Here is a 22,633-nt window from a genome sequence, read left to right as displayed (position 1 = left end):
GGCGGCGGCCGTCAGCGGCCTCGGCTTCAGGCCGTCGCCAGCGTGGCCGCGAGCCGGTCGAACTCCGGGCCCCAATCGGCGCGCCAGGCCTGCCGCGTCGCCTCGTCCACCCAGGCGCCGTCGATCCCATTGAGCATGAATTCGCGCAAGGCCTCGATGCCGAAGCCGAAATGGCTGTGCATCAGCTCCCAGGCCTCGCTCGGGTTGACCTTGTGCAAGGTCGGGTCGTCGGTATTCGGGTGGATCTTCAATCCGAGCCCGGGCATCCGGCGGATCGGGTGCTGCTCGGCCCACTGCTCGGGCGCCAGCGTGCGCAGGTAGTAGGAATTGGTGGGCACCACCGTGAACACCGTGCCGCGCGCCGCATGGCGCTCGGCCAGCGCCGGGTTGTCGACGATCGTGTAGCCGTGGTCGAGCCGGTCCACCCGCAGCAGCTCGAGCGCGGTCTCGACGTTGCGCCAGGGCATGCCGAACTCGCCGGCATGCGCGGTGGTCCGGAAGCCGGCCTCGCGCGCCTCGCGATAGGCCTTCCAGAACAGCTCGGGCGGGCGGTCGTTCTCGCGGTAGTCGATGCCGATCCCGGCCACTTCCTCGGCGCGGCAGGCCTTCATCCAGTCCACCATCTGCACCGCCTCGTCGGGATCGGCCTCGCGGTCGATGCTCGGGATCAGCCTGGCGCTGATGCGAAAATCGCGCGCGGCGTCGCGGATCGCGGTGACGATCGCGGCCTGCGCGTCGGCATAGGCGATGCCCGACACGCGCACCGTGCCGGTCGGATTCCAGAAGAACTCGCTGTGGCGCACGTTGTGCGCGGCCGCGTCCTCCAGGTATTCGTAGGCGAGGCGGCGCAGGTCGTCGGCGCGCGTGAGCAGGTGCTGGTCGAGCGCGCGCAGCACGCGCAGCACGCCCACCGGCTTCTCGCCGCGCGTGTAGAAGGCCTCGATCTCGGCGCGCTCGATCGGCGCGCGGGTGCGCTCGGCCAGCTCGATGAAGGTCTCGCGCCGCACCGCGCCCAGCAGGTGGCAGTGCAGCTCGACCTTGGGCAGGGCGCGGAAGAAGGCGTGATGGGCCGGCGTCAGGACGATGCCGGTGCGCGCGGCCGGCACGTTGCCGGGTGTCTCGTTCATGGGAATCTCGTTTCTCGTTATCGGTATTGCCTGGATCCTGCAGCAACAGCGGGTGATGAAGGTCGTGAACCCGCAGCTCTCAATGCGGCTTCACGACGGTCCAGAAGTAGTAGCCGAGCGGGACCGCCAGCAGCACCAGCCCCACCGGCACCTCGCGAAAACGCCCGGCCAGCAGCTTGACCAGCACGTAGCAGAGCAGCCCGCCGGCGATGCCGGTGCCGAAGCTGTTGGCCATCAGCGTGAGCAGCACCATCGACAGCACCGGCAGCGCGTCGGTGAAGTCGTCGAAGCGGGTCTGGCGGATGGTGCCGAACATCGACAGGCCGATCAGGATCAGCGCCGGCGCGGTGGCCTCCTTGGTGACCATCAGCGCGACCGGCACGAACAGCAGCATCAGCGCGAACATCGCGGCGGCCGCCAGCGAGGACAGCCCGCTGCGCCCGCCGGCCTCGACCCCGGCCGCCGATTCGACCAGCGCCGTCAGCGCCGGAATGCCGAGCAGCGGACCCAGGGTGGCGGCGATCGAGTCGACCAGGAACGGGCGATTGATGTTGGGCAGGTTGGCGTGTTCGTCGAGCAGGTTGGCCTTGGCGCCCACCGCCAGCGTGGTGCCCAGCGTCGAGAAGAACTCGGCGGCGAAGAAGGCGAACAGGTAGGGCAGCGAAGCGAGCGTGAGCGCGCCGGGCAGGTCGAGCTGGAACGCCACCGGGGCGATCGAGTGCGGCCAGGAGAGCCAGGCCGCCGGCAGGTGGGTCACGCCGAGCGGCACGCCGGCCGCCGCCGCGATCAGGATCGCCCACAGGATCGCGCCGGGCACCTTGCGGCCCTGCAGGACCACCGCGGCGGCCAGGCCGATCAGGGCCACGCAGGTGCCGGGGCGCGTGAAATCGCCGAGCGCGAGGGTATTGGTCCTGGCGTTGACGATCACCATGCCCGCGTTGCGAAAGCCCAGCACGGCGATGAACAGGCCGATCGAGGCGCCCAGGCCGAGCTTGATCTGTGCCGGCACCAGCCGCATCACCAGGCTGCGCGCGCCGGCCAGGGTCAGCGCCAGGAACAGCAGCCCCGACACGCAGGCGATGCCGAGCCCGGTCTGCCAGGGCACGTGCTCCGCGCCGGCCAGGGTGACGCCGACGATCACCGAGCCGCCGATGCCGGGCCCGACCAGGAACGGCAGGTTCGCATACAGCCCCATCAGCACGCTGGCCAGCACGAACACGATGATGGTGGCGGTGGTGGCGGCGCCGCGATCCATCCCGCCGCTGGCCAGCAGCGAGGGGATCACCACCAGCAGGTAGGCCGCCGCCAGGAAGGAGGTGAGGCCCGCCAGCACCTCGGTGCGCACGCTGCTGCGGCGCTCGCGCAGCGCGAAGCGCCGTTCGAGCCAGTTGTCCGGCGCCGCTGCCCGCGGGCCCTTGCTTGCTGCCATGTTCGTCTTCATCCTGTCTGAATTATTTGGCGCCGCCCATCCCGCCTATACTGCGGCCCATCCCGTTCAACCGCCGGCCTGCCGCGCTTTCCCGACGATGCCGTCCAACCGTTCTCCGCTGCTGCCCGCGCTGACCCTGCGCCAAGTGCAGTACTTCGTGGTGCTCGCGCATGCGCGCAGCTTCACGCAGGCCGCGCAGTCGCTGTCGCTGACGCAGCCGGCGCTGACCGCCGCGATCCGGCAGATCGAGTTCCTGCTCGGCGGCCCGCTGTTCGCGCGTTCCTCGCAGGGGCTCACGCTGACGGCCGCCGGCGCGAGCATCCTGCCGCTGGCCGAGCGCCTGCTGAACCAGGCGCGCGGCAGCTTCGACGACATGGCGCGCACCTTCAGCGAGCGCACCAAGACCGTGCGCATCTCCTTCATTCCTTCCGTGGCGGGGCGCCTGCTGCCCGCGCTCAATGCCTTGCGCTCGCGCCATCCCGAGCTGCGCTTCGCGCTGACCGACAGCCCGAACCCGGCGCTGACGGCCGCCGTGCGCGACGGCTCGGCCGATCTCGGCATCGGCGTGCACGAGCCCGAGGACAGCGACGAGACACTGCGCTACGAGGACCTGTTCGAGGACGAACTGGTGGCCGTGCTGCGTCGCGACGATCCGCTGGCGCGCCGCAAGTCGGTGCCCTGGGCGCGGCTGGCCGATCGCGAGCTGGGCGGCTTCGTGCGCGGCAGCGTGATCGACGCGCTGGCCCGCACCGGCGGCGCGCAGAAGCTGCCGCTGGAGCTGGCCTACCGGATGGAATACACCGAGCCGCTCTATGCGCTCGCGCGCAACGGCCTGGCGGTCGCCATCCTGCCGAGCCTCTACACCCTGCACCTGCACGATCCCGAGCTGGTCGCGCTGCGCCTGGACAAGCCGCGCGTGACGCGCGCGATCTCGCTGATCTCCCTGCCCGGCGACGATCGCGGCCCGCACGTGCGGCTGTGTCGCGAGTGGCTGCGGCGCGGCTTGTAGCGCGTCGGCTGGTTCCTTGCGGCGGTCCACATGCCGAACCGTGCAGATCGCCGAAGCCAAGCCTGCGGCCGCCGCCGAGCGGCGCCAACGACCCGCGAGATGCTCCCCACGTTCCGCGCGACGCGCCCTCAGGGCAGCGTCGCGATCTTCTCGCGCAGCGTCGCGTAGAAGCGATCCGCATCGACCTCGGTGATCCAGGTCGCGTTCGGCTTGCGGCCGCTGTGCCCGCTCCAGTCCACCACCGTCTCGCCGAGCGTCCACTGGCCGGTGGTCTCCACCTCGACATTGACCAGCTTGCCCTTGAACAGCGAGGGATCGACCAGGTAGCCGGTCGCGCTCGGGTCGTACATCGGCGCCGACTCGACACCGCGCCGCTTGTTCTGGTAGGCCACCTCGGCCGCCATGATGTCGGCCACGACCTTGCCGCAGCGGTTGCCCAGCGCACGGAACGGCTCGATGCGCGCCGGCGTGATCGGTGCCTTGACCGCCACGTCGCGCGGCAGCACCACGATCGGCACGCCCGAGGCCAGCACGATGCGCGCCGCTTCCGGGTCGACGTAGACATTGAACTCGGCGGCCGGCGTGATGTTGCCGCGCTCGAAGAAGGCGCCGCCCATCAGCACGATCTCGCGCAGCGCGTCGCGGATCTCGGGCGCCTCGGTGAGCGCGGTGGCGAGATTGGTCAGCGGCCCGAGCGCGCAGATCGTCACGCTCTGCTTCGGCGCCGCGCGCAGCGTCTCGACCAGGTACTGCACCGCGTGCTGCGGCGCGACCGGCGCCTGCGGCTCGGGCAGCTCGACGCCTTCCAGGCCGGTCTTGCCGTGCACGTTGGCGGCCGTGATCAGCTCGCGCATCAGCGGGCGCGGGCAGCCGGCGTAGACCGGCAGCGACCGGGTGCGTCCCGCCCAGTCGCGGATGATGCGCGCATTGCGTTCGGTCAGCTCGAGCGGCACGTTGCCGGCCACCGCCGTCAGCGCGCGCACGTCGAGCCGGTCGCTGGCGCCGAGCGCGAACAGGATCGCGATGGCGTCGTCCTGGCCCGGATCGCAGTCGATGATCACGCTGCGCCGTTCGCCGGCGGCAAAGCCGGCGAGCGGCAGCAAGGTGCCGGCCGCGAGCGCGGTGCCGGTCTTGAGGAAGGAGCGCCTGCTGGTGTTGGACATGGTTTTCCGGAGTTAGAAGACGTGACGGATGCCGAGCGTGGCCACCATCTGGCGATTGGTGGTCGAGCGCGCGAAGGCGAAGATCTGCGCATGGGACGCGTCGCCCGCGGCCTGCTGCACGATCACCGTCAACGCGATGTCGGTGGCCTTCGACAGGAAGTAGTCGGCCTGCAGGTTGACCTGGTGCCACTTGGGCTTCTGGTTGATCACGTCGTAGGTGCCGCGCGTGAAGCCATAGGCCGCGCCCAGGAACAGCGCCGGCGTCATGGTGTAGACCACGTTCACGCCCATGTTCTGCAGATGCAGGTGCGAATTATCCAGGTAGTCGTAATGCACGTCGGTAAACAGCGCGGCGAACTGCGCATGGCCGATCGTGTAGAAGCCGCCGGTGCCGGCGATGCGCTGGCGCTTGGCGAAGACAGACGGGTTCGTCGCGCTCTTGTCGAAGATCAGGATCGGCGAGGCGTAGTCGTTCGAGATCGCGCCGTCCGGGTTGCTCGGGCTGAACGGGTTGTTGTACTGCGCGTAGACGGCGCTCCAGCGCAGCGGGCCATGCTCGTAGCCGAGCCCGAAGCTGTAGGCGTTGTTGTTGGCGAAGCCGGTGGCGTTGCTGAAGCCGTATTGCGCGGTGCCCTTCAGGCCGAACCATTCCGGGCTCACGTACTTCACCGAGTTCTGCACGCGGATGTCGTTGTAGCCGTTGTCGTTGTCGCCGATGTTCACGCCGTTGCTGGCGATGATGATCGGGCCGATGTAGTCGTGGATCGCGTCGTACTGGCGGCCGAAGGTGAGGGTGCCGTAGCGCTTGTCCGCCAGGCCCACCAGCGCGGTGCGCCCGAACATGCGGCCGTTCTGCGAGGCGGTGCCGGTCATCACGTTGAAGCCGTTCTCGAGCTGGAAGATCGCGCTCAGCCCGCCGCCCAGATCCTCCTTGCCCTTCAGGCCCCAGCGCGGATTCTGGTTGGTGCCGGACAGGGCCTGCCAGGCGTTCTTGCCGCCCTGGTTGGTGGCGTAGCCGACGCCGGCCGAGATCAGGCCGTACAGCGTCACGCTGCTCTGCGCCGATGCCTGGATCGCGACCGCGCCGAGCACCGCGAGTGGGGCGAGTTTGAGAGAGGTCTTCATGCGTGTGGTGGGTGCGAGTCGTTCGAATGATTGGGATTGCTTGGGAACGGGCTCGACTATACGAAGCCGGGATGAATAAAAAAAGTTTGTGATTTTTATGAATCCATCAATTCGATTTATGGGGACGGCGGAGGATGCACGGTGCCGGGCATGGCGACGTCGTGCCGGCGACGGACCGCGCGAGCGAGGCCCGGCGCGCGCTTGCGGGCGGCGCGGCGGTTCGCGGGGAGAGGGGGATGCGGGCGCGCCGGCGGCTTGGCCGCTGCCGCGCGCCCGAGGATGGTGCGCGGCGCACGTGGATGGCGCAGCGAGATGCGTCGGGCCGGGAGCCCGACTGTGGTTCGATGACAACGCCCGCCGGCGGCGGGCATGCACGATCTTCGTCGATGCCGGAGCGAGGCAGCGGGCGCCGCCTCGCCATCGCGGTCAGTTCAGGCGCTTGAGTTCGCCGTCGTCGGCATACCAGTCGACGGTCTTGCCGCTGGTGTTGACGGTCACCGCGCGCGGCTCGCTGAACTGGTCGAAGGACTCGATGCCGGTCTCGCGGCCCACGCCGCTGTTCTTGAAGCCGCCCCAGGGCGAGGCCGGGTCGAGCCGGTGGTGGTCGTTGATCCACACCATGCCGAATTCGAGCTTCGAGGCGACCCGGTGCGCCCGCGCGACGTCCTGCGTCCACACCGAGGCGGCGAGGCCGAACTGGGTGGCGTTGGCGATGCGCAGCGCGTCGGCCTCGTCGTCGAAGGGCATCACCACGGTCACCGGCCCGAACACTTCCTCCTGGCCGATTTCCGAATACGGGTCGACGTCGTACAGCACGGTCGGCTCGATGAAGAAGCCGGCGTCGAGCCCGGCCGGCGTGCCGCCGCCCGTCAGCAGCTTCGCGCCGACCTGCTGCGCGCGCTCCAGCATCGCCAGGATGCGCTGGCGCGAGCGCTCGGAGATCACCGGGCCGAGCTGGGTCTTCAGCTCGGCCGGGTCGCCCACGCGAATGCCGGCCGCCTTGGCGCGGAAGCGCTCCAGGAAGGCCGCGTAGATCGACTTCTGCACCAGGATGCGCGCGCCGCACACGCAGGTCTGCCCGGCACCGATGAAGGACGCGAAGGCCGCGCCGTTCACCGCGCGCTCCAAGTCGAAATCGTCGAACAGCATCACCGCGCCCTTGCCGCCCAGCTCGAGCGTGGTCAGCGCGAAGTTGCGCGCGGCCGCCTCGCCGATCGAGCGGCCCACCTCGGTGCCGCCGGTGAACACCACCTTGCGGATCAGCGAGTGATTGGCGAGCGCGGCGCCGGCCTCGCGGCCCTCGCCGTTCACCACGTTGACCACGCCCGGCGGCACGCCGGCTTCCTGCAGCAGGCGCACCAGCCGCACGGTGGTCAGCGGGGTCTGCTCGGAGGCCTTGATCACCACGCTGTTGCCGGTGGCCAGCGCGGGCGCCAGGCTCTTGGAGAGGATCATCAGCGGGTGATTGAAGGAAGTCATCAGCGCCACCGTGCCGAGCGGCACGCGCTGCGTGTAGCAGAGGTAGGGGCCCTCGATCGGGATCACGTCGCTGCGGCGCGTCAGCGCGAGCGCGGCGAAGTAGCGATAGAACTGCGGCAGCCGCGAGATCTGCGCGCGCGTCTCGGTGATCGGCCGGCCGTTGTTGAGCGTCTCCAGCTTGTAGAACTGCTCGAGATCGGCCTCGAACAGGTCGGCGAAGCGGTTCAGGATGCGCGCGCGCTGCTGGATCGGCAGGTCGCGCCAGGCGCCGCCCTCGAAGGCGCGATGCCCGGCCTGCACCGCGCGATCGACGTCGCGCGCGCTGGCCGCGGCCAGCACGCCGATCTCGGCGCCCGTGGCGGGATTGAGGATCGGCAGGGTGCGGCCGCCTTCGGCGGTGGTCCATTGGCCGTCGATGAGCAGCGGCGCGTCGAGCGAATTCGGGTTGGAGGTGTCCATGAGTGTCCTTGGGGCAAAACGATTCATTTCAGGGAGGCGGCGCGCGCCTCGACGTGCTGCGCGCCGGGCGCCTCGGGCATGTCCGGCGCGTCGGGCAGAAGGTCCTCGAGGCGTTCGCCGCTGGGCTCGACGCCGAGCCAGGCGACCACCACGATCTGGATCGCGAGCAGGCCGATCATCAGGGCCAGCACGCCGACGATGCCGTAGCGCGAGAACAGCGCCACCACGATGAAGGGCGTGACGATGGTGGCGCCGCGTCCGAGCGTGTTGCACAAGCCGGAGGCGCGCAGCCGCACCGCGGTGGGGAACAGCTCGGGCACGTAGACCGCGAACAGCAGGGCCACCAGCACGTAGATCGGGATGGTCAGCAGCAGGCCGATCACCGGCAGCAGCGTGGGGCTGGCGACGAAAGGGTAGATCGCGCCGAACAGGATGGCCGCCAGCGAGGCGCCGATGATGGTCGGCTTGCGGCCCAAGGCATCGGCCGTGAATGCGCCGATCGCGCTGCCGATCGGTGCGCCGACCGACATCACCAGCGCGAAGCCGAACGATTTCGCGATGCTCATGCCCTGGTGCACGAAGAAGGTCGGCAGCCAGGTCACGAAGCCGTAGAGCAGCGTGTTGATCACCACCAGGGTCACGCAGCCGACGATCATGCGCGGCAGCAGCGAGCCGGCGAACAGCGAGCGGAACGAGGCGGGCGAGGCGGGCGAGGGCGCCGCGGCCCGCGCGGCGACCGGCATCGGCAGCGGCTGGCCGCCGCGCGAGGCGGCCACCTCGGTCTCGATGCGCGTCATGATCGCCTCGGCCTCCTCGTCGCGGCCGACCGACTCGAGCCAGCGCGGCGATTCCGGCAGCGACTTGCGCGCGTACCAGACGCCGAGCGCGCCCAGGCCGCCCACCACGAACATCGCGCGCCAGCCCAGCGAGGGGATCAGCAGCAGGCCGATCAGCCCCGCCACCGGCAGGCCACTCACCACGAACACGGCCATCAGGCCCTGCAGGCGGCCGCGCCTGGCCGGCGGCACGAATTCGGCCAGCGTCGAATAGCCGACCACGTTCTCGGCGCCCAGCCCCAGCCCCATCACGAAGCGGCAGGCGATCAGCAGCGTCATGTTCGGCGCGAGCGCCGCGCCCAGCGAGGCGATCCCGAAGATCGCCAGGTTGGCCTGGTAGGTGAAGCGCCGCCCGAAGCGGTCGCCCAGGAAGCCGGTGACGAGCGAGCCGAGCATCATGCCGAGGAAGGTCAGCGAGACGAACAGCGCGTTCTGCGTCAGCGTCGAGAAACCGGATTGCAGCGTCGCGCCGAGCACGGTCGAGGCGACATAGATATCGAAACCATCGAAGAACATGCCGATGCCGATCAGCCACATGATGCGGCGATGAAACGGCGACATCGGCAAGCGGTCGAGCCTGGGGCCTGCATTGACGATCATGCTTGTCTCCATCCGGCGCGGTGCCAGCGGCCCGCGCCTGTTTCGTTGCGGCGAACCTCGCGCGGGCGGCTCAGCGGGCCTGCATCAGTCGCAGGCTGCTGACCGTCAGCATGTCGGTGGCGGCCCGGAAGTTCTCCTCGATGCTGCTCTCCAGCGCGCCGTGGAAGAAGGCCTTGCACTGGCGCGCGCCGGTGTCGTCGAGCGCGCGCACGCGTTCGACCAGCCGCTCGGCCTCGGCCGCCAGCGCCTCGCGTTCGCACACTCGCGTGACCAGCCCGGCGCGCAGGGCTTCCTCGGGCGTGATCGCATCGCCGAACAGCAGCATCGGGAACAGTGCCTTGGGCAGCGCGTAGCGGCCCGCGTAGGCCATGATCGCGGCGGGCGGCAGGCCCTTGCGCATTTCGGGGAAGGCGAGCCTGGCGCCGGCAGCCACCAGGGTGAAGTCGCACAGCATCGCCAGGCCCAGGCCGAAACCCATCGCATCGCCCTGCACCTCGGCGATCGAGATCAGCGAGCTGGCCCGCAACAGGCGCTTCATCTCGATCAGCCGCGCCACTTCCCGGCGGATCGACACGGCATCGGTGCCGGCGCGTTCGCGGCCGAGGCAGAACGGCTCGCCGCTGGCGCGGATCCGCAGCACGCGCGCCACCGGCTCCAGCGCCTCGGCGCGCAGGGTCGCCGACATCGCCTCGAACATCGCCGCGGAAATCTCGTTGCCGTGCTCGGGGCGGTTCAGCGTGAAGCTCAGCACGTGCGCCTGCCGTTCGATCAGAACCGGCTCGGACAAAGGGTTTCGGTCCATCTCGTCTCCATGTGTATAATCTGTATACAGCGTATTCAGTAAACCCTCGAGGTGTCAATGCCCAATCCAAAAAGCGTCCGAAAGCCGTCTGCGAGCGGCGAATCCGAAGCGGCGGCCAACTCGCTCGACTCGATCGCGAAGCGTCACCACGCGCGCCTGCGCATGATCGAAGCCTCCGGCGATTCCCTCAGCGAGGGCCTGGTGGTGCCGGCCTTGCGCGAGGCGATCGTGGAGGGCGTGCTCGCGCCGGGCAGCCGTTTGTCCGAAGTCCAGGTCGCCAAACAGCTGGACGTGAGCCGCACGCCGATGCGCGAGGCTTTCGCGCAACTGGAGCGCGAAGGGTTGGTGACGATCGTGCCGCGCGTGGGCGCCTATGTGCGCAACGTGACGCCGCGCGACGTGGAGGAGATCTACACGGTGCGCGCGGCGCTCGAATGCCTGGCGGTGCAACTGGCCGCGGAGCGCATCACGGCGCTGGGCGGCGCCCAGCTCGACGAGGTGATCGCGGCGATGCGTGCCAGCGTCGAGGCGGATGACGCCGGCGCCTATGTGGACGCGCTCGATCGTTTCTACGCGATCGTCATGACCATCGCCGACAACCGCACCTTGCAGGCCAACCACGCGGCCCTGATCGGGCCGGTGCGGCGCCTGCGGCGCATCGCGATGGCGCGCGGCGGGCGCATGCGCGCTTCGTTCGAGATGGCGCTGAGGATCCGCGAGGCGATCGTCGCGCGTTCGCCGGAAGGGCCCGCGCTGATGCGCGAGCAGTTGCGCGGCGCCTGCGCGGCCGCGCTCGAGGTGCTCGGTCAAGGAGATTCGGCCGAGCTGGGCTGAGGATGCGCGCCGCGCGGCGCGATTCATCGATGACGGTTTCTTCGGCGGACCGGCGACAGCCGGGTTCGCCTCGAAAAAGCCGGGCGCCTTGGCGCCCGGCCGGTCAAGCAAGCCGGATCGGCTTCACTCTCCTCTTTTTCGCGATCAGAACGGCAGGGCCGGCAGGCTCGGCAGCTTGATCGCGTGCACGCCGATCGCCGAGGCGTCGTAGCGCTCGGCGCCGCCGCTCGGCGTGTTGACGATGAAGGGCACGCCGGTCTGGTCGGCGCGCACCAGTTCCGTCGAGCCGCCGCCGTCGAGGTTGATCGCGTCGTCCGCGCCGATCGCCTTCATCAGCTGGGCCGATTGCGCGTTAGTGGTGCCGGTCGAATAACCGGGCAGGCGCCCGTCGATCACCACGAAGTACAGATAGCGGCCCTGGTGCGAGAGGCCGACCAGGGTGCGCGGGTTCGGATTGAGCGGGTCGCCTTCGTTCGGGCTTTGCGCGCTGAGGTCCTCGCCGTTCTTCAGCAGGATCGCCGAGCCGGCCACCGCGGTGTCGATCAGCTTCAGGTCCTGCGCCGAGATCTGCGGCGCCTGCGCGATATAGGCGCGGCCCTGGCGCGTGATCGCCAGCACCGCCTCGCTCTGGGTCGGATCGCTGGTGAGCGGGCTCACCACCTGGCCGTGCGAGACCAGCAGGCCGATCACCGTCTTCGGCTCGGGCGTGGCCGCGCAGCAGGGCGCGAAGAAGTTCGCGTTGATCGCGAGGCGCACGCCGGTGCGGGCCGCGAATTGCGAAATGGTTTCCGCGGTGGTCATCAGCGGGCCGCTATGGCCGGTGGTCTCCACGCTCACGCCCGGCGCGCGCAGGTCGATGCGCATCACGTAGGCGCGGCTGAGGGTCGGCTTGCCGCCCGCCGTGGCGGGGTTCGAGGGCACCGTCGCGGTTTCGGTATCGACGCCGAGATAGACGGTCGAATATCCGCTTTGGGTGATCTGGGTAGTGGGATCGGGCAGGGCGGCCTGCGCGCCGGCCGAAGCCAGGCCGAGCAGGGCCGCGGCGGCGAGGGACTTGAGGGTCATCGAAACGGGGAATCGAACACGGGGCATGTCGTTAATCTCCATTGACGGCAGCGGCGACGAGCGTGCCGCCGCTTGCCGTGCCCCAGACCTTAGCGGCGCGGCATTACTGCGATGTGATTTCTTCCGATCATTTGGCTTTCGGAGTCGACGTGCATGTCGGGTAATGCGAAGCGAGGGGGGATTTCGGGTGGGGGAGTTTGTTCTCTCAATCGAGTCGTTGAGATAAGAAAACTTATCTGCGTAGTAACGAGATGCAGCCGGCACGGCAAGTCGACCGGGATTTGACCTGCTTGGGAAACTCAATCAGACGAATCAATCAGATTCATCTGAAATTCAGAACTTGGGCGATTTTGCGTCAAGAACTTGGCAATTGTTGACAGTTATCTTTCATCGCTTCGGTAAGCTCGCGTCCCATAACTAACGAAATGGACGCAGGCCACGTCGAAGAGAATGAACAAGAATGCACATCGCCTGGTGTATTCCAGGCTTCGGGGGATGGTGGTGGCCGTCGCCGAGACGACCACGGCCGAGGGCAAATCCGCAAGCGGCGAGGCGCGGCGGGTCAAGCGATCGTCAGACATGCGCGCTGCCGCGGTGCTGGCCGCCTCGGCGGTGGCGGGTGTTCTGTCGACGCCGGTCCAGGCGCAAATAGTCGGGGCCGGGCCGAGCGCGCCGGCGGTGATCCAGACGCCGAACGGGCTGCCGCAAGTCAATATCAACAAGCCAGGCGGCAGCGGTGTGTCGGTCAACACCTACAACCAGTTCGACGTGCAGAAGGCCGGCGCGATCCTGAACAACTCGGCCACCATGGTCCAGACCCAGCTTGGTGGATGGATCAACGGCAACCCGAACTTCGGACCGAACGATGCAGCGCGCATCATCGTCAACCAGGTCAACAGCCCGAACCCCTCCCAGATCCGCGGCGCGCTGGAGATCGCAGGCGCCCGCGCGGAGCTTGTGCTGGCGAATCCCTCGGGCATCTATCTCGATGGCGCGGGCTTCATCAATACCAGCCGCGCGACCCTGACCACGGGCATGCCGTTCTACGGAGCCGACGGCTCGCTGGCTGGCTACAACGTCAACCGCGGCCTCGTGACCGTTGCCGGGGCGGGCCTCAATGCCTCCAATCTCGATCAGGTCGACATCATTTCCCGCGCCGTGCAGGCCAATGCGGCGATCTACGCGAAGAATCTGAACGTGATCGCCGGCACGAACCAGGTCAATCACGACACGCTTGCCGCGACGCCGATCGCCAGTGACGGTCCTGCTCCCGCTGTCGCGATTGATGTGGCCCAGTTGGGCGGCATGTATGCCAACAGGGTGTTTTTGGTGGGCAACTCGGCAGGCGTCGGTGTCGCGAACGCAGGGACGATTGCGGCGCAGGCAGGCGATCTGACGCTGCAATCGAACGGCCGCCTGGTGCTCACGGGCAAGACGACGGCGAGCGGCAACCTCGCGTTGTCGGCCGCGAACGGGATACAGAACAGCGGTACGACTTACGCGCAGCAGTCGCTGTCGGCCAGCATCGGCACCGATCTCACGAACAGCGGGACACTGGCGGCGCAGCAGAATACGAGCGTGAATGCCGGCAGCGTCAATTCAACCGGCACGCTCGGCGCGGGCGTGAACAACGATGGGGCGGTCGGCCAGGGCGGCGACCTGAACCTGGCGGCCTCCGGCCAGTTGAACGCAACTGGCCAGAATGCAGCCGGTGGCAATGCGTCACTGACCGGTGCCAGTGTGAATCTCGCCGGCAGCCAGACGACAGCAAACGGCAATCTGTCGCTGACCGCGACAGCCGGCGACGTGAACCTGTCGAGCGCGACGACCAGCGCACAAGGTACGGTCAACGCGAAGGCTTCCGGCACGGTGATCAACGACCACGGCAGCATGTCGAGCGGCGCGGGCACGATGCTGAGCGGCGGTGCCTTGTCGAACCAGGGCGGCAAGGTCTCGTCGCAAGGCCCGTTGTCGGTCGACGTGACCGGCCAGATCGCCAACCAATCCGGCGAGTTGGTTTCCGAGAGCACGGCGGACATCCGTGGCGGCGCCATCGCGAACCACCAGGGCACCCTGCAAAGCGCGGCTGGCATGGCGGTGATTGGCGCGTCGCTGGACAACACGGCAGGTCGGATCACGTCGCTCAATGGCGATGGCCTGTCGCTGACGACCAGCAGTCAATTGACCAACGCAGCCGGCACGACGGCGAACGGTGCGCAAGGCGGTGTCATCGGCGCCAATGGCGATGTTAGCGTGCAAGGCGGCAACATCGCGAACCACGGGACGATCACGTCCAACACGAATCTGCGTGTCGCCGGCCAGTCGATCGACAATGGCGCTGGCACGCTACGAGCAGCGCGGAGCATTGCAGTCGATGCCGGCGCGCATCTCACGAACAACGGCGGCTCGATCGGCGCCCAGGTGGCAACCGTCAGCGTAACCACGCTCGACAACAGCGCCGGCACGGTACAAGCCGATCAGGTGTCGCTCACCGCGGTCGATCTCGCGAACCACGGCGGCACGATCACGCAAACCAGCACCGGCGTGATGCGCGTGAGCGTTTCGGGCACGCTCGACAATGCCAGCGGCACGCTGCAAACCGACAGCACCGACCTCATGCTCGCCCCGGCCTCGCTGGTGAACGACGGTGGCACGATCACGCATGCCGGCACCGGCACGTTGACGCTTGGAAGCGGGACGGGCTCGGTGTCGAACGTCGGTGGTGCGATCGCGAGCAATGGACGCGTCGTCACGCAAACCGCCACGTTGAACAACACGTCGGGCTCGATCAACGCGCAGAACGGACTGACGGCAAGCGTCGCCGGCACGCTGAACAATGCGAGCGGCAAGCTGTTGTCGAACACGGATCTGAGCGTCGAGAGCGGTACGCTGGCGAACGACGGCGGCCAGGTCGGCGCGGGTACGAGCGCAACAATCCACACCGGTTCGATGACGAATCAGGGCGGCTCGATCGTCGCGCCGAACCTGTCGGTCACCGCCGATTCGAGGCTCGACAACAGCGGCGGCAGGCTCGAGGCCAATCAGCTGGCGCTGACGGCCGCTAATCTCGCGAACCACGGCGGTACGATCACCCAGTATGGATCGTCGGCGATGGGGATGAACGTCAGCGGCACGCTCGATAACTCGGCGTCCGGCGTGATCCAGACCAACGCCACCGACCTGACGCTCACGCCAGCCGAGCTGAACAACGCGGGCGGAACCATCACGCACGCCGGGACCGGGACGTTGACGATCGCGCCGGGCAATGGAGCCAATGTGCTGAACAACGCCTCGGGTACGATCGTGACCAAGGGGCAAGCGGTCGTCAACGCTGGCAGTTGGAACAACGCGGGCGGTATCCTCGCCGCGCAACGCGGTATCGACGCGACCATTTCGGGCGACGTGAACAACGCGCAGGGTTTGTTGCGATCGGACGCGACCTTGTCGTTGAAGAGCGGCGGTGCACTGTCGAACCAAGGCGGGCACGTCCAGGCCGGGCAATCGAGCGCGGGTGACACCAGCACGCTCGCCGTTCAATCGGCATCGATCGACAACGCGGATGGCGCCATTGTCGACCTCGGCACCGGCAAGATGACGGTGCAGGGCGGCAGCCAGATCACCAACAGCCATGCTGGCGGCGTGGCGGGCATGGGCACCATCACCGGCAACGGCGATGTGACGGTCAGCGCGGCGTCGATCAGCAACGTGCAAGGTGGTCAGCTCAGCGGCGCATCGCTTCATGTCCAGGGCGGCGCCTTGGATAACAGCGGTGGCACTCTTGGCAACGTCGCGAATTCGAGCGGCGACGTGAACGTCACCACAACCGGCGCGATCACGAATACGAACGGCCAGATCAGCTCGACGCACGATCTGGCGGTCGCCGCGGCCACGCTGCAAGGCGGCGGCACCTACAGCGCGACGCATGACGCCAACGTGCATCTCCAAGGCGACTACACGGTAGCGTCCGATACCCAGTTCAATGTCGGTCACGATCTCGCGTTCACCTTGCCCGGCACCTTCACGAACAACGCGAGCCTGCAGTCGGTCAACACATTGAGCGTCGACGCAGGCAACATCGTCAACGCGGGCGCCTTGACGGCCGGCGGCTTGCTGCACACGCAGTCGACCAACCTGACCAATACCGGCGCGCTGGTGGGCGCCAGCGCCTCGCTGAACGCGACGAATACGATCTCGAACCTCGGGCCGACCGCGTTGATCGGGGCATCGGACAGCAACGGCACGCTCGACATCCTCGCGCACGACATCGAGAACCGCGACGACACGACCGCGACCGACTCGATGGCGACGGCGGCCATCTTCGGCATGGGCAAGGTCGTGCTGGCGGGCGGCAAGGACTCGAGCGGCAGCTATACGAACGCCGCGCTTGTCAATAACGTGTCGGCCCTGATCCAGTCCGGCGGCGACATGGAACTGCACGCGGACAAGGTGACGAGCACGCGCCGCGTGATGAAGACGTCCACCAGCCAGATCGACCCGGCATCGCTCGCGCAGTTCGGCGTTCCGATCAACGGCCGCACGGGACAGATCGGCGTGAAGGATCCGGACAGCATGGGTGGGGTCTACACCGAGCCGCCTCATGGCGGTCAGTGGAACAGCGTTTATCAGTTCACGACCTACTATGCGGACAGCGCGACGGCGACGACCGTGACTGACCTCAGCCCGGCCGCTCAGATCGTGTCGGGCGGCAAGATCGATGCGTCGTCGGTCGGCACGCTGCAAAACTACTGGAGCAACATCGCGGCGGTCGGCGACATCAAGATGCCGGCCCGCTACGACGCCGACGGTTGGGCGGCGTCCGGCCAGAAACTGCCGGGCGTGACGGTCTCCTATTCGGGGCAATACCACTACAACAACTACGACAACACCGAGCACGACTGGCAACTGCCGTTCGGCAACGCGCCGTTCGTGACGGGGCGCCCGGGCGGCTACACACAGGCGGCGCCAGCCTCCCTCAAGGACTACACGCTGCCGGGCTATTTTTCGACGCTGAGTTCGAACGGCACGATCTCGGGCACGGGCGCCAGCGTCAATAACACGGCCGGTAACGCATCGATTCCGCCGCTCGGCCTGCTGCCGGGGCAATCGGTGCCGGGACTCACGCCGAACGACCTGAACGGTAACGCGAGCGGCGCGAAATCGGGGGCATCGTCGGTGCACGGCGCGCCGTCCGCGCCGGTCGATCCGATCCTTGCCAGCGCGACGGCACTGAACGTCCTGAACAACCTCGCCATTCCTCAGGGTGGCTTGTTCAAGCTCACCGCCGCGCCGAACGCGAGCTATGTGATCGAGACGAACCCGGCGTTCACGAACCAGAAGAACTTCATCTCCAGCGACTACTTCTTCAGTCAGATCGGTGTCGACCTGACGCATATCCCGAAGCGCCTGGGCGACGGCTTCTACGAGCAGCAACTGGTACGCAATCAGGTGACATCGCTGACCGGCAAGGCGGTGCTCGGACCGTACGCGGACCTGCAGACGATGTATGAATCGCTGATGGCGGCCGGTGCCGATCTGTCGAAATCGCTCGATCTGCCGATCGGTGCGAGCCTGTCGGCCGACCAGGTTGCCAAGCTGACCAGCAACGTGATCCTGATGGAAACGCGCGTGGTCGACGGCCAGTCGGTGCTGGTGCCGGTCGTGTATCTCGCGCAAGCCAGCCAGCAGAACGTCAATGGCCCGCTGATCGCCGCAACCAACATCGATCTCCAGAACGCGCAGTCGTTCACCAACAGTGGCACGATCAAGGCGGACAATACGCTGGCGATCCAGGGCAAGCAGATCGACAACGCATTCGGCGCGCTGCAAGGCGGCGGACTGATGGCGCTTTCGACCGAGAACAACATCGATCTGACATCGGCGAACGTGAAGGCCGGCAGCCTGCAATTGGACGCGGGCAAGGACCTGATTCTCGACACGGCGACGAAGACGAACACGCGCGTGAGCCGGGACGGCGCGACGAGCGTGGTGACGACGCTCGGGCCGACCGCGAAACTGGACGTCGTGGGCGACGCGTCGATCGTCACCGGCGGTAACGTCCAGCAGAACGGGGGCAACCTGTCGGTCGGCGGTAACCTCGGCATGAATGTCGGCGGCAACTGGGATCTCGGTGCCGTGCAGACGGGCGAGCACAAGATCGTGCAGCGAGCCAATGGTGTGTCGAATACTGACATCAACAAGGTGACCGGTAGTTCGGTCAGCGTTGGTGGGCAATCGAGCATCGGTGTCGGCGGCGATTTGACCGCACGCGGCGCGCAGATCGACCTGGGCCAAGGTGGGACGATCGCGGCCAAGGGCAACGTGACGCTCGGCACGGCGAGTGCGACCTCGATCGTGAACAGCAATAGTTCGGGCAGCGACAGTCACGGCAGCTATGCCGAGACGCTGCACACGTCCGACCAGGCACTGACCGGCACGACGCTGAAGGGAGGCGATACGGTCACGCTTGCATCGGGCAAGGATCTCACGATCAGTGGGAGCACGCTCAGCTTGAGTACAGGCAATGCGAATCTGATGGCGAGCGGCGATGTGAATATCGGCTCGGCAACCGAAACGCACGAGCTGAACTCGCACGAAACGCACAGCCATAGCAATGTGGTGAGCGGCGTGAAGATCGCGAGCGGGATCGACCAGATGGCGACTTATAGCCAGGGCAGCACGGTGTCGGCCGACGGCATCAACGTCGTTAGCAACCGCGACATCAACGTGACGGGCAGCAACGTGGTGGGCACGAACGACATCACGTTGCAAGCCAAGCGCGACGTCAACATCACGACCTCACAAGACACGACTCAATCGTCGAGCTATTTCGACAAGAAGGAATCGGGCCTCCTCACGAACGGCGGTCTGTCGGTGACGGTGGGTTCGCGCTCGGCCGCGCAGCAGGACCAAAGCAGTTCCGTGACGAACAAAGGGAGTGTGATCGGATCATCTCAGGGCAATGTCACGATCCAGGCTGGAAAGGACGCGACGATGACGGGGAGCACGATTGTGGCGGGCCAGGATGTCGGAATCGCCGCGCAGAACGTGACCGTGAACGCCGCGTACGACACCTACAAGGACGCGCAGTCGCAACAGTTCAGCCAGTCGGGTTTGAGCGTCGGATTGGGCGGCGGCCTGGTCGGACTCGGTCAGTCGATGGCAGGCGCCGTCCGCCAAGGCCAGCAGTCGGGCGATTCGCGCCTCGTGGCGGTACAAGGCGTGGCGGCAGCCGAGCAGGCATATCAGAACCGCGGCGGGATCAAGAGTGCCGCCAATGCCCTGTCGAACGGTAACGTCAGCGAGGCCGCCAAGGGCGTTCAGGTACAACTCAGTATCGGGTCGAGCCATAGCAGCAGCAATTCGACGACATCGCTTTCGGATGCGAAGGGGGCGTCGATCATCGGCAATGGCAACGTCTCCATTGTCGCGACCGGCACCCCGGACGCGAACGGAAATGCCCAAGCAGGTACCGGCAACATTGCGATGACCGGAGCGTCGGTACTCGGCAAGAACGTCGTACTTGATGCCAACAACGCGATTACGTTGCAGAGCGCGCAGAGTACCGAGCAGAGCACCAGTTCGAACAGTTCGACCGGCTGGAATGCGGGCGTGGCGATCGGCGTGGGCAAGAACACCGGCATCAGCGTCTTCGCGAGTGGCTCCAACGCACATGGCCAAGGCAATGGCGATGGCGTCACGCAAACCAACACCACGGTGGCGGCCGGCAACAATCTGACGATGACCTCGGGCGGTGACACCACGCTTACCGGCGCACGGGTATCGGGTGACAAGGTCAAGGTCGACGTCGGCGGCGATTTGACGATGACGAGTCTTCAGGATACGTCGAACTACAGCAGCAACCAGCACAACACGGGGGCGAGCGGTAGTTTTACGTTCGGCTCAGGTGGCGGTGTCGACGCGTCGATCGGCCATACCAGTATCGACGCGAACTATGCGTCGGCGAACCAGCAATCCGGCATCGTGGCAGGCAAGGGAGGGTTCGATGTCAACGTGGCGGGCCACACGCAACTCAACGGCGCGCAGATCGCGAGCGCCGCGCCGGCCGATAGCAACACGCTGACGACCGGCAGTCTCGGATTTACCGACATCCAGAACAAGATGTCGTATTCCGGATCATCGGAGGGTTTTTCGATCTCGGGAGGGCCGACTTTCGCACAGACGGGTGACAGCGCGAGCGGCGTCACGCACGCGGCGGTAAGTCCGGCGCAGATCGTCGTGAAGTCGGACGAACAGAACGGCACGGATAGCACGGCTGGCCTGTCGCGCGACACCGCGAACGCGAACCAGACGGTGGAAAACACGTTCAACCTGCAAAAGGTCCAGAACAACCTGGCGTTTGCACAGGCGTTCGGCAAGGTCGCGACTTTCGCGGTAGCCGAAGCGGCGACGCAGTTGGAAAACAGTAATCCGCAGATGAAGGCGCTGTTCGGCGAAGGCGGTGCGGGACGCGACGCGCTGCATGCAGCCGTGGCGGCGATCGGCGCGGCGCTGTCGGGGGGGAACCTCGGTGGCGCGGTCGCTGGTTCGCTGGCCGGAGACGTGTTGCAGTCCTTGGCGCAGCCGATCATTGATCAGACCGTGAGCCAGTTGCCGCTGAGCGCGCAAGCAGCCGCGCGCAATGCACTGAACGAGATCGTGGCGACGGCCGGCGGTGCGGCGGCTGGTGCAGTCGCGGGTGGCGGATCATCCGGTGCGCTGGCTGGTGCAGGGTCGGCCATCAACAACGAGCTTTACAATCGGCAGCTTCACGTAGAAGAGGTGAAGGTCGTCGAACAACTCGCGAAGGAGAAAGCGCAAGCGGTATGCCGCGGCGATTCAAGTTGCGTGGCGAAGGCAACGACCTACTGGACCGACATGCTCGAGCGCGCGGCGAAGGGAATGGTCGACGACACAGCGAACAAGGAGAACATGGCCTATCTCCAAACGCTGATCCAGACGGCGAACAATCCGACCAGCGAAGGCGCGATGGGGGGCCTCAGCTCCTACCTGGCGAACCTTCAGGCGGCGCAAGACATGCTGTCGCAGTATATGGGCAAGCCGATTCTGGTGCGCGGTTCGCCGATCATCTCCGATGGGTCGGCACAGACGTATTTCAGTGCGACACCCGCGCAGCGTTCCGACGAATATCTGAATTCTGCATTGGGCTCGTTGCCTGGTTCGATCGCGCCAGGCGCAAGCCAGCGTGATCAGGGTCGGTTGAGTAACTTCGCCACGCAAAACGGCTCGGTTAAACCGGATTACACGATCGAAGAAACGGTCATCGGCGGTATCCTTACGAACAAGATCGCGTCGACGACCGCGCGCGTGGGTGAGTCGGTTGACGTTTGGTTGGCGGGGACAGTGAATCCGACAGGCAAAGGGTTCATTAGCACCGGCAAGGTAACGATGGAGAGCATGCCGGTGAAGCTGAATGCCGCGGAACAAGGCGTGCTGTCACAACTCGACCAGCTTCCGTCTACGGAACTTCAGGGCCAGGCCCGGGAATATGTGGCCAACAATTACTTCGTACGTAACGGCTTCGCGCCATTGGATGGTAAATGCGGCGTCAATTGCTTCGATGGAGTCTACATCAAGGGTGACAAAGTGTACGTCAATGAAGTCAAGCCGCTGAACTCCAACGGATCAATAAAATTGAACCCTGAGAACGGCAGTCTGCAAACACAGATGAACGATGATTGGATTAATTATTCTATTGATAGATTGTCAAAGTCAAAGGATGCAAATCTAGTGCGAACAGCCGAAATTATCGACAAAGCAAAAAGTAGTGGGAATTTAGTAAAAGTTGTGACTGGGGTCGGCGATGGCAGAATGGTTTTGGTGAAACCGAATTGGAGTACGCCATGAGTGGCAATGAAAAAAAAGACGATCTAGAACGAATCATTTCGTTCCATGAGAAAGCAATGCTGGATAAAATCGAGGGTCTAAGTTCCGGGCAGCGGAGAAAATTTCAGCGTGGCGCTGTACTTTCCAGCGTGTCGCGTTATCACAAGGCCATCGGTGTTCGATCATACTTTATCGATAATGACGTCTCCGGTTTTAAGCAAAACTATTCCCTGTCGATCAAGCTGGCGCTGGCGAGTGTAGGCGAAGCCGGAGGTTGTTCTTTCGACACGGGGGCGGAAATTGAGGTTGCCCTGCTATCGGATAACGTTGACATGTTGGATCAGGTTTTGCGTTTGAAGCAGGAACAATTCGCGCGACACCGGCATGACCCACTCAGCAACGATTTTCACCTCTACATGATTCATCTTGCTATTCGTGGCGACGATGAGCAGATTGCAGAGATGATCGGGAGAATCGCAAAAAATGGCCGAAAGCCACTCAGGACCGAGTGCGCTGAGCAGCGAGACTTCTATTCACTGCTATTGAAGCAGGATAAACCTGCCCTGGAGGACCTGATCCAGACCAAGCATGCTTCGCTCAAAAGTCACGATCCAATCGATGAAGATTTCATCTCCTATTACGGGGCGCTTGAAACGAAGCTGTGTTGGCATCGCGGCATTACCGTCCAGATAGATCATCCGCTGATTCCGATGGAACTGATGCCGGTCAAGCCTCTTGATCACTACGATGATGTCTACGATTTCCTGAAGCCCGGCTGGGTGCCTCCTCCGCGAGGACTGATCGGCCGCGTTTTCCGGTGGTTTAAAACCTGATCGGTCGACGTCGCCGACATTGAGGCAAC

The 22,633-nt window shown here is 65.9% G+C and carries 12 protein-coding genes; 4 read left to right on the top strand and 8 right to left on the bottom strand.

What is annotated here, in order from left to right:
* Positions 1-26: 26 nt before the first annotated feature.
* Both add and F3J10_RS15545 read right to left on the bottom strand, forming a co-directional pair.
* A complete protein-coding gene (gene add / locus F3J10_RS15550) occupies positions 27-1,127 on the bottom strand; it encodes an adenosine deaminase (RefSeq protein ID WP_167242428.1) in 1,101 nt (366 codons plus the stop codon).
* 79 nt (positions 1,128-1,206) lie between these two features.
* Positions 1,207-2,556: an NCS2 family permease gene (locus F3J10_RS15545; protein ID WP_167242427.1), complete on the bottom strand. Its 1,350-nt coding sequence runs from the start codon at positions 2,554-2,556 to the stop codon at positions 1,207-1,209.
* A 97-nt stretch (positions 2,557-2,653) separates the two neighbouring features.
* Here F3J10_RS15545 and F3J10_RS15540 point away from each other — a divergent pair, with 97 nt between their 5' ends.
* Complete coding sequence (locus tag F3J10_RS15540) at positions 2,654-3,565, top strand: LysR family transcriptional regulator (RefSeq protein ID WP_167242426.1); 912 nt, start codon at positions 2,654-2,656, stop codon at positions 3,563-3,565.
* Positions 3,566-3,693: 128 nt separating this feature from the next.
* On the opposite strand, the gene F3J10_RS15535 is transcribed toward F3J10_RS15540, so the two are convergent.
* The 5 genes from F3J10_RS15535 to F3J10_RS15515 form a co-directional block, all read right to left on the bottom strand.
* Positions 3,694-4,728 carry a nucleoside hydrolase gene (locus tag F3J10_RS15535; protein WP_167242425.1) on the bottom strand — a complete coding sequence of 345 codons (1,035 nt, stop codon included), beginning with the start codon at positions 4,726-4,728 and terminating at the stop codon, positions 3,694-3,696.
* 12 nt (positions 4,729-4,740) lie between these two features.
* Entirely contained in the window at positions 4,741-5,853 is a 1,113-nt protein-coding gene (locus F3J10_RS15530) for a porin (protein WP_025101225.1), read from the bottom strand.
* 426 nt (positions 5,854-6,279) lie between these two features.
* Entirely contained in the window at positions 6,280-7,791 is a 1,512-nt protein-coding gene (locus F3J10_RS15525) for an aldehyde dehydrogenase (protein ID WP_167242424.1), read from the bottom strand.
* Between the two features lie 23 nt (positions 7,792-7,814).
* A complete protein-coding gene (locus F3J10_RS15520; RefSeq protein ID WP_167242423.1) occupies positions 7,815-9,227 on the bottom strand; it encodes an MFS transporter in 1,413 nt (470 codons plus the stop codon).
* 70 nt (positions 9,228-9,297) lie between these two features.
* The gene (locus tag F3J10_RS15515) at positions 9,298-10,029 is read right to left on the bottom strand and encodes an enoyl-CoA hydratase/isomerase family protein (RefSeq protein WP_167242422.1); all 732 of its coding nucleotides are present in this window, start codon (positions 10,027-10,029) and stop codon (positions 9,298-9,300) included.
* A 57-nt stretch (positions 10,030-10,086) separates the two neighbouring features.
* Between F3J10_RS15515 and F3J10_RS15510 the strand changes: the two genes are divergently transcribed.
* Positions 10,087-10,863 (top strand): GntR family transcriptional regulator, encoded by a 777-nt coding sequence (locus F3J10_RS15510; protein WP_167242421.1) that lies wholly within the window; start codon positions 10,087-10,089, stop codon positions 10,861-10,863.
* Positions 10,864-11,007: 144 nt separating this feature from the next.
* Here the strand turns inward: F3J10_RS15510 and F3J10_RS15505 are convergent, their stop codons facing one another.
* The gene (locus F3J10_RS15505) at positions 11,008-11,928 is read right to left on the bottom strand and encodes a phosphodiester glycosidase family protein (protein WP_167233234.1); all 921 of its coding nucleotides are present in this window, start codon (positions 11,926-11,928) and stop codon (positions 11,008-11,010) included.
* Positions 11,929-12,378: 450 nt separating this feature from the next.
* Between F3J10_RS15505 and bcpA the strand changes: the two genes are divergently transcribed.
* Both bcpA and F3J10_RS15495 read left to right on the top strand, forming a co-directional pair.
* Positions 12,379-21,792 carry a contact-dependent inhibition toxin BcpA gene (bcpA, locus tag F3J10_RS15500; RefSeq protein ID WP_167242420.1) on the top strand — a complete coding sequence of 3,138 codons (9,414 nt, stop codon included), beginning with the start codon at positions 12,379-12,381 and terminating at the stop codon, positions 21,790-21,792.
* Complete coding sequence (locus tag F3J10_RS15495) at positions 21,789-22,604, top strand: Imm49 family immunity protein (RefSeq protein WP_167242419.1); 816 nt, start codon at positions 21,789-21,791, stop codon at positions 22,602-22,604. Before bcpA ends, F3J10_RS15495 begins: the two co-directional genes overlap by 4 nt.
* Positions 22,605-22,633: the final 29 nt, after the last annotated feature.

The organism is Burkholderia sp. Cy-637, assembly GCF_011753175.1.
Lineage (GTDB): Bacteria > Pseudomonadota > Gammaproteobacteria > Burkholderiales > Burkholderiaceae > Burkholderia > Burkholderia gladioli.
The sequence above is the reverse complement of the archived record's forward strand: the minus strand, read 5'-3'. Positions and strand labels throughout refer to the sequence as shown.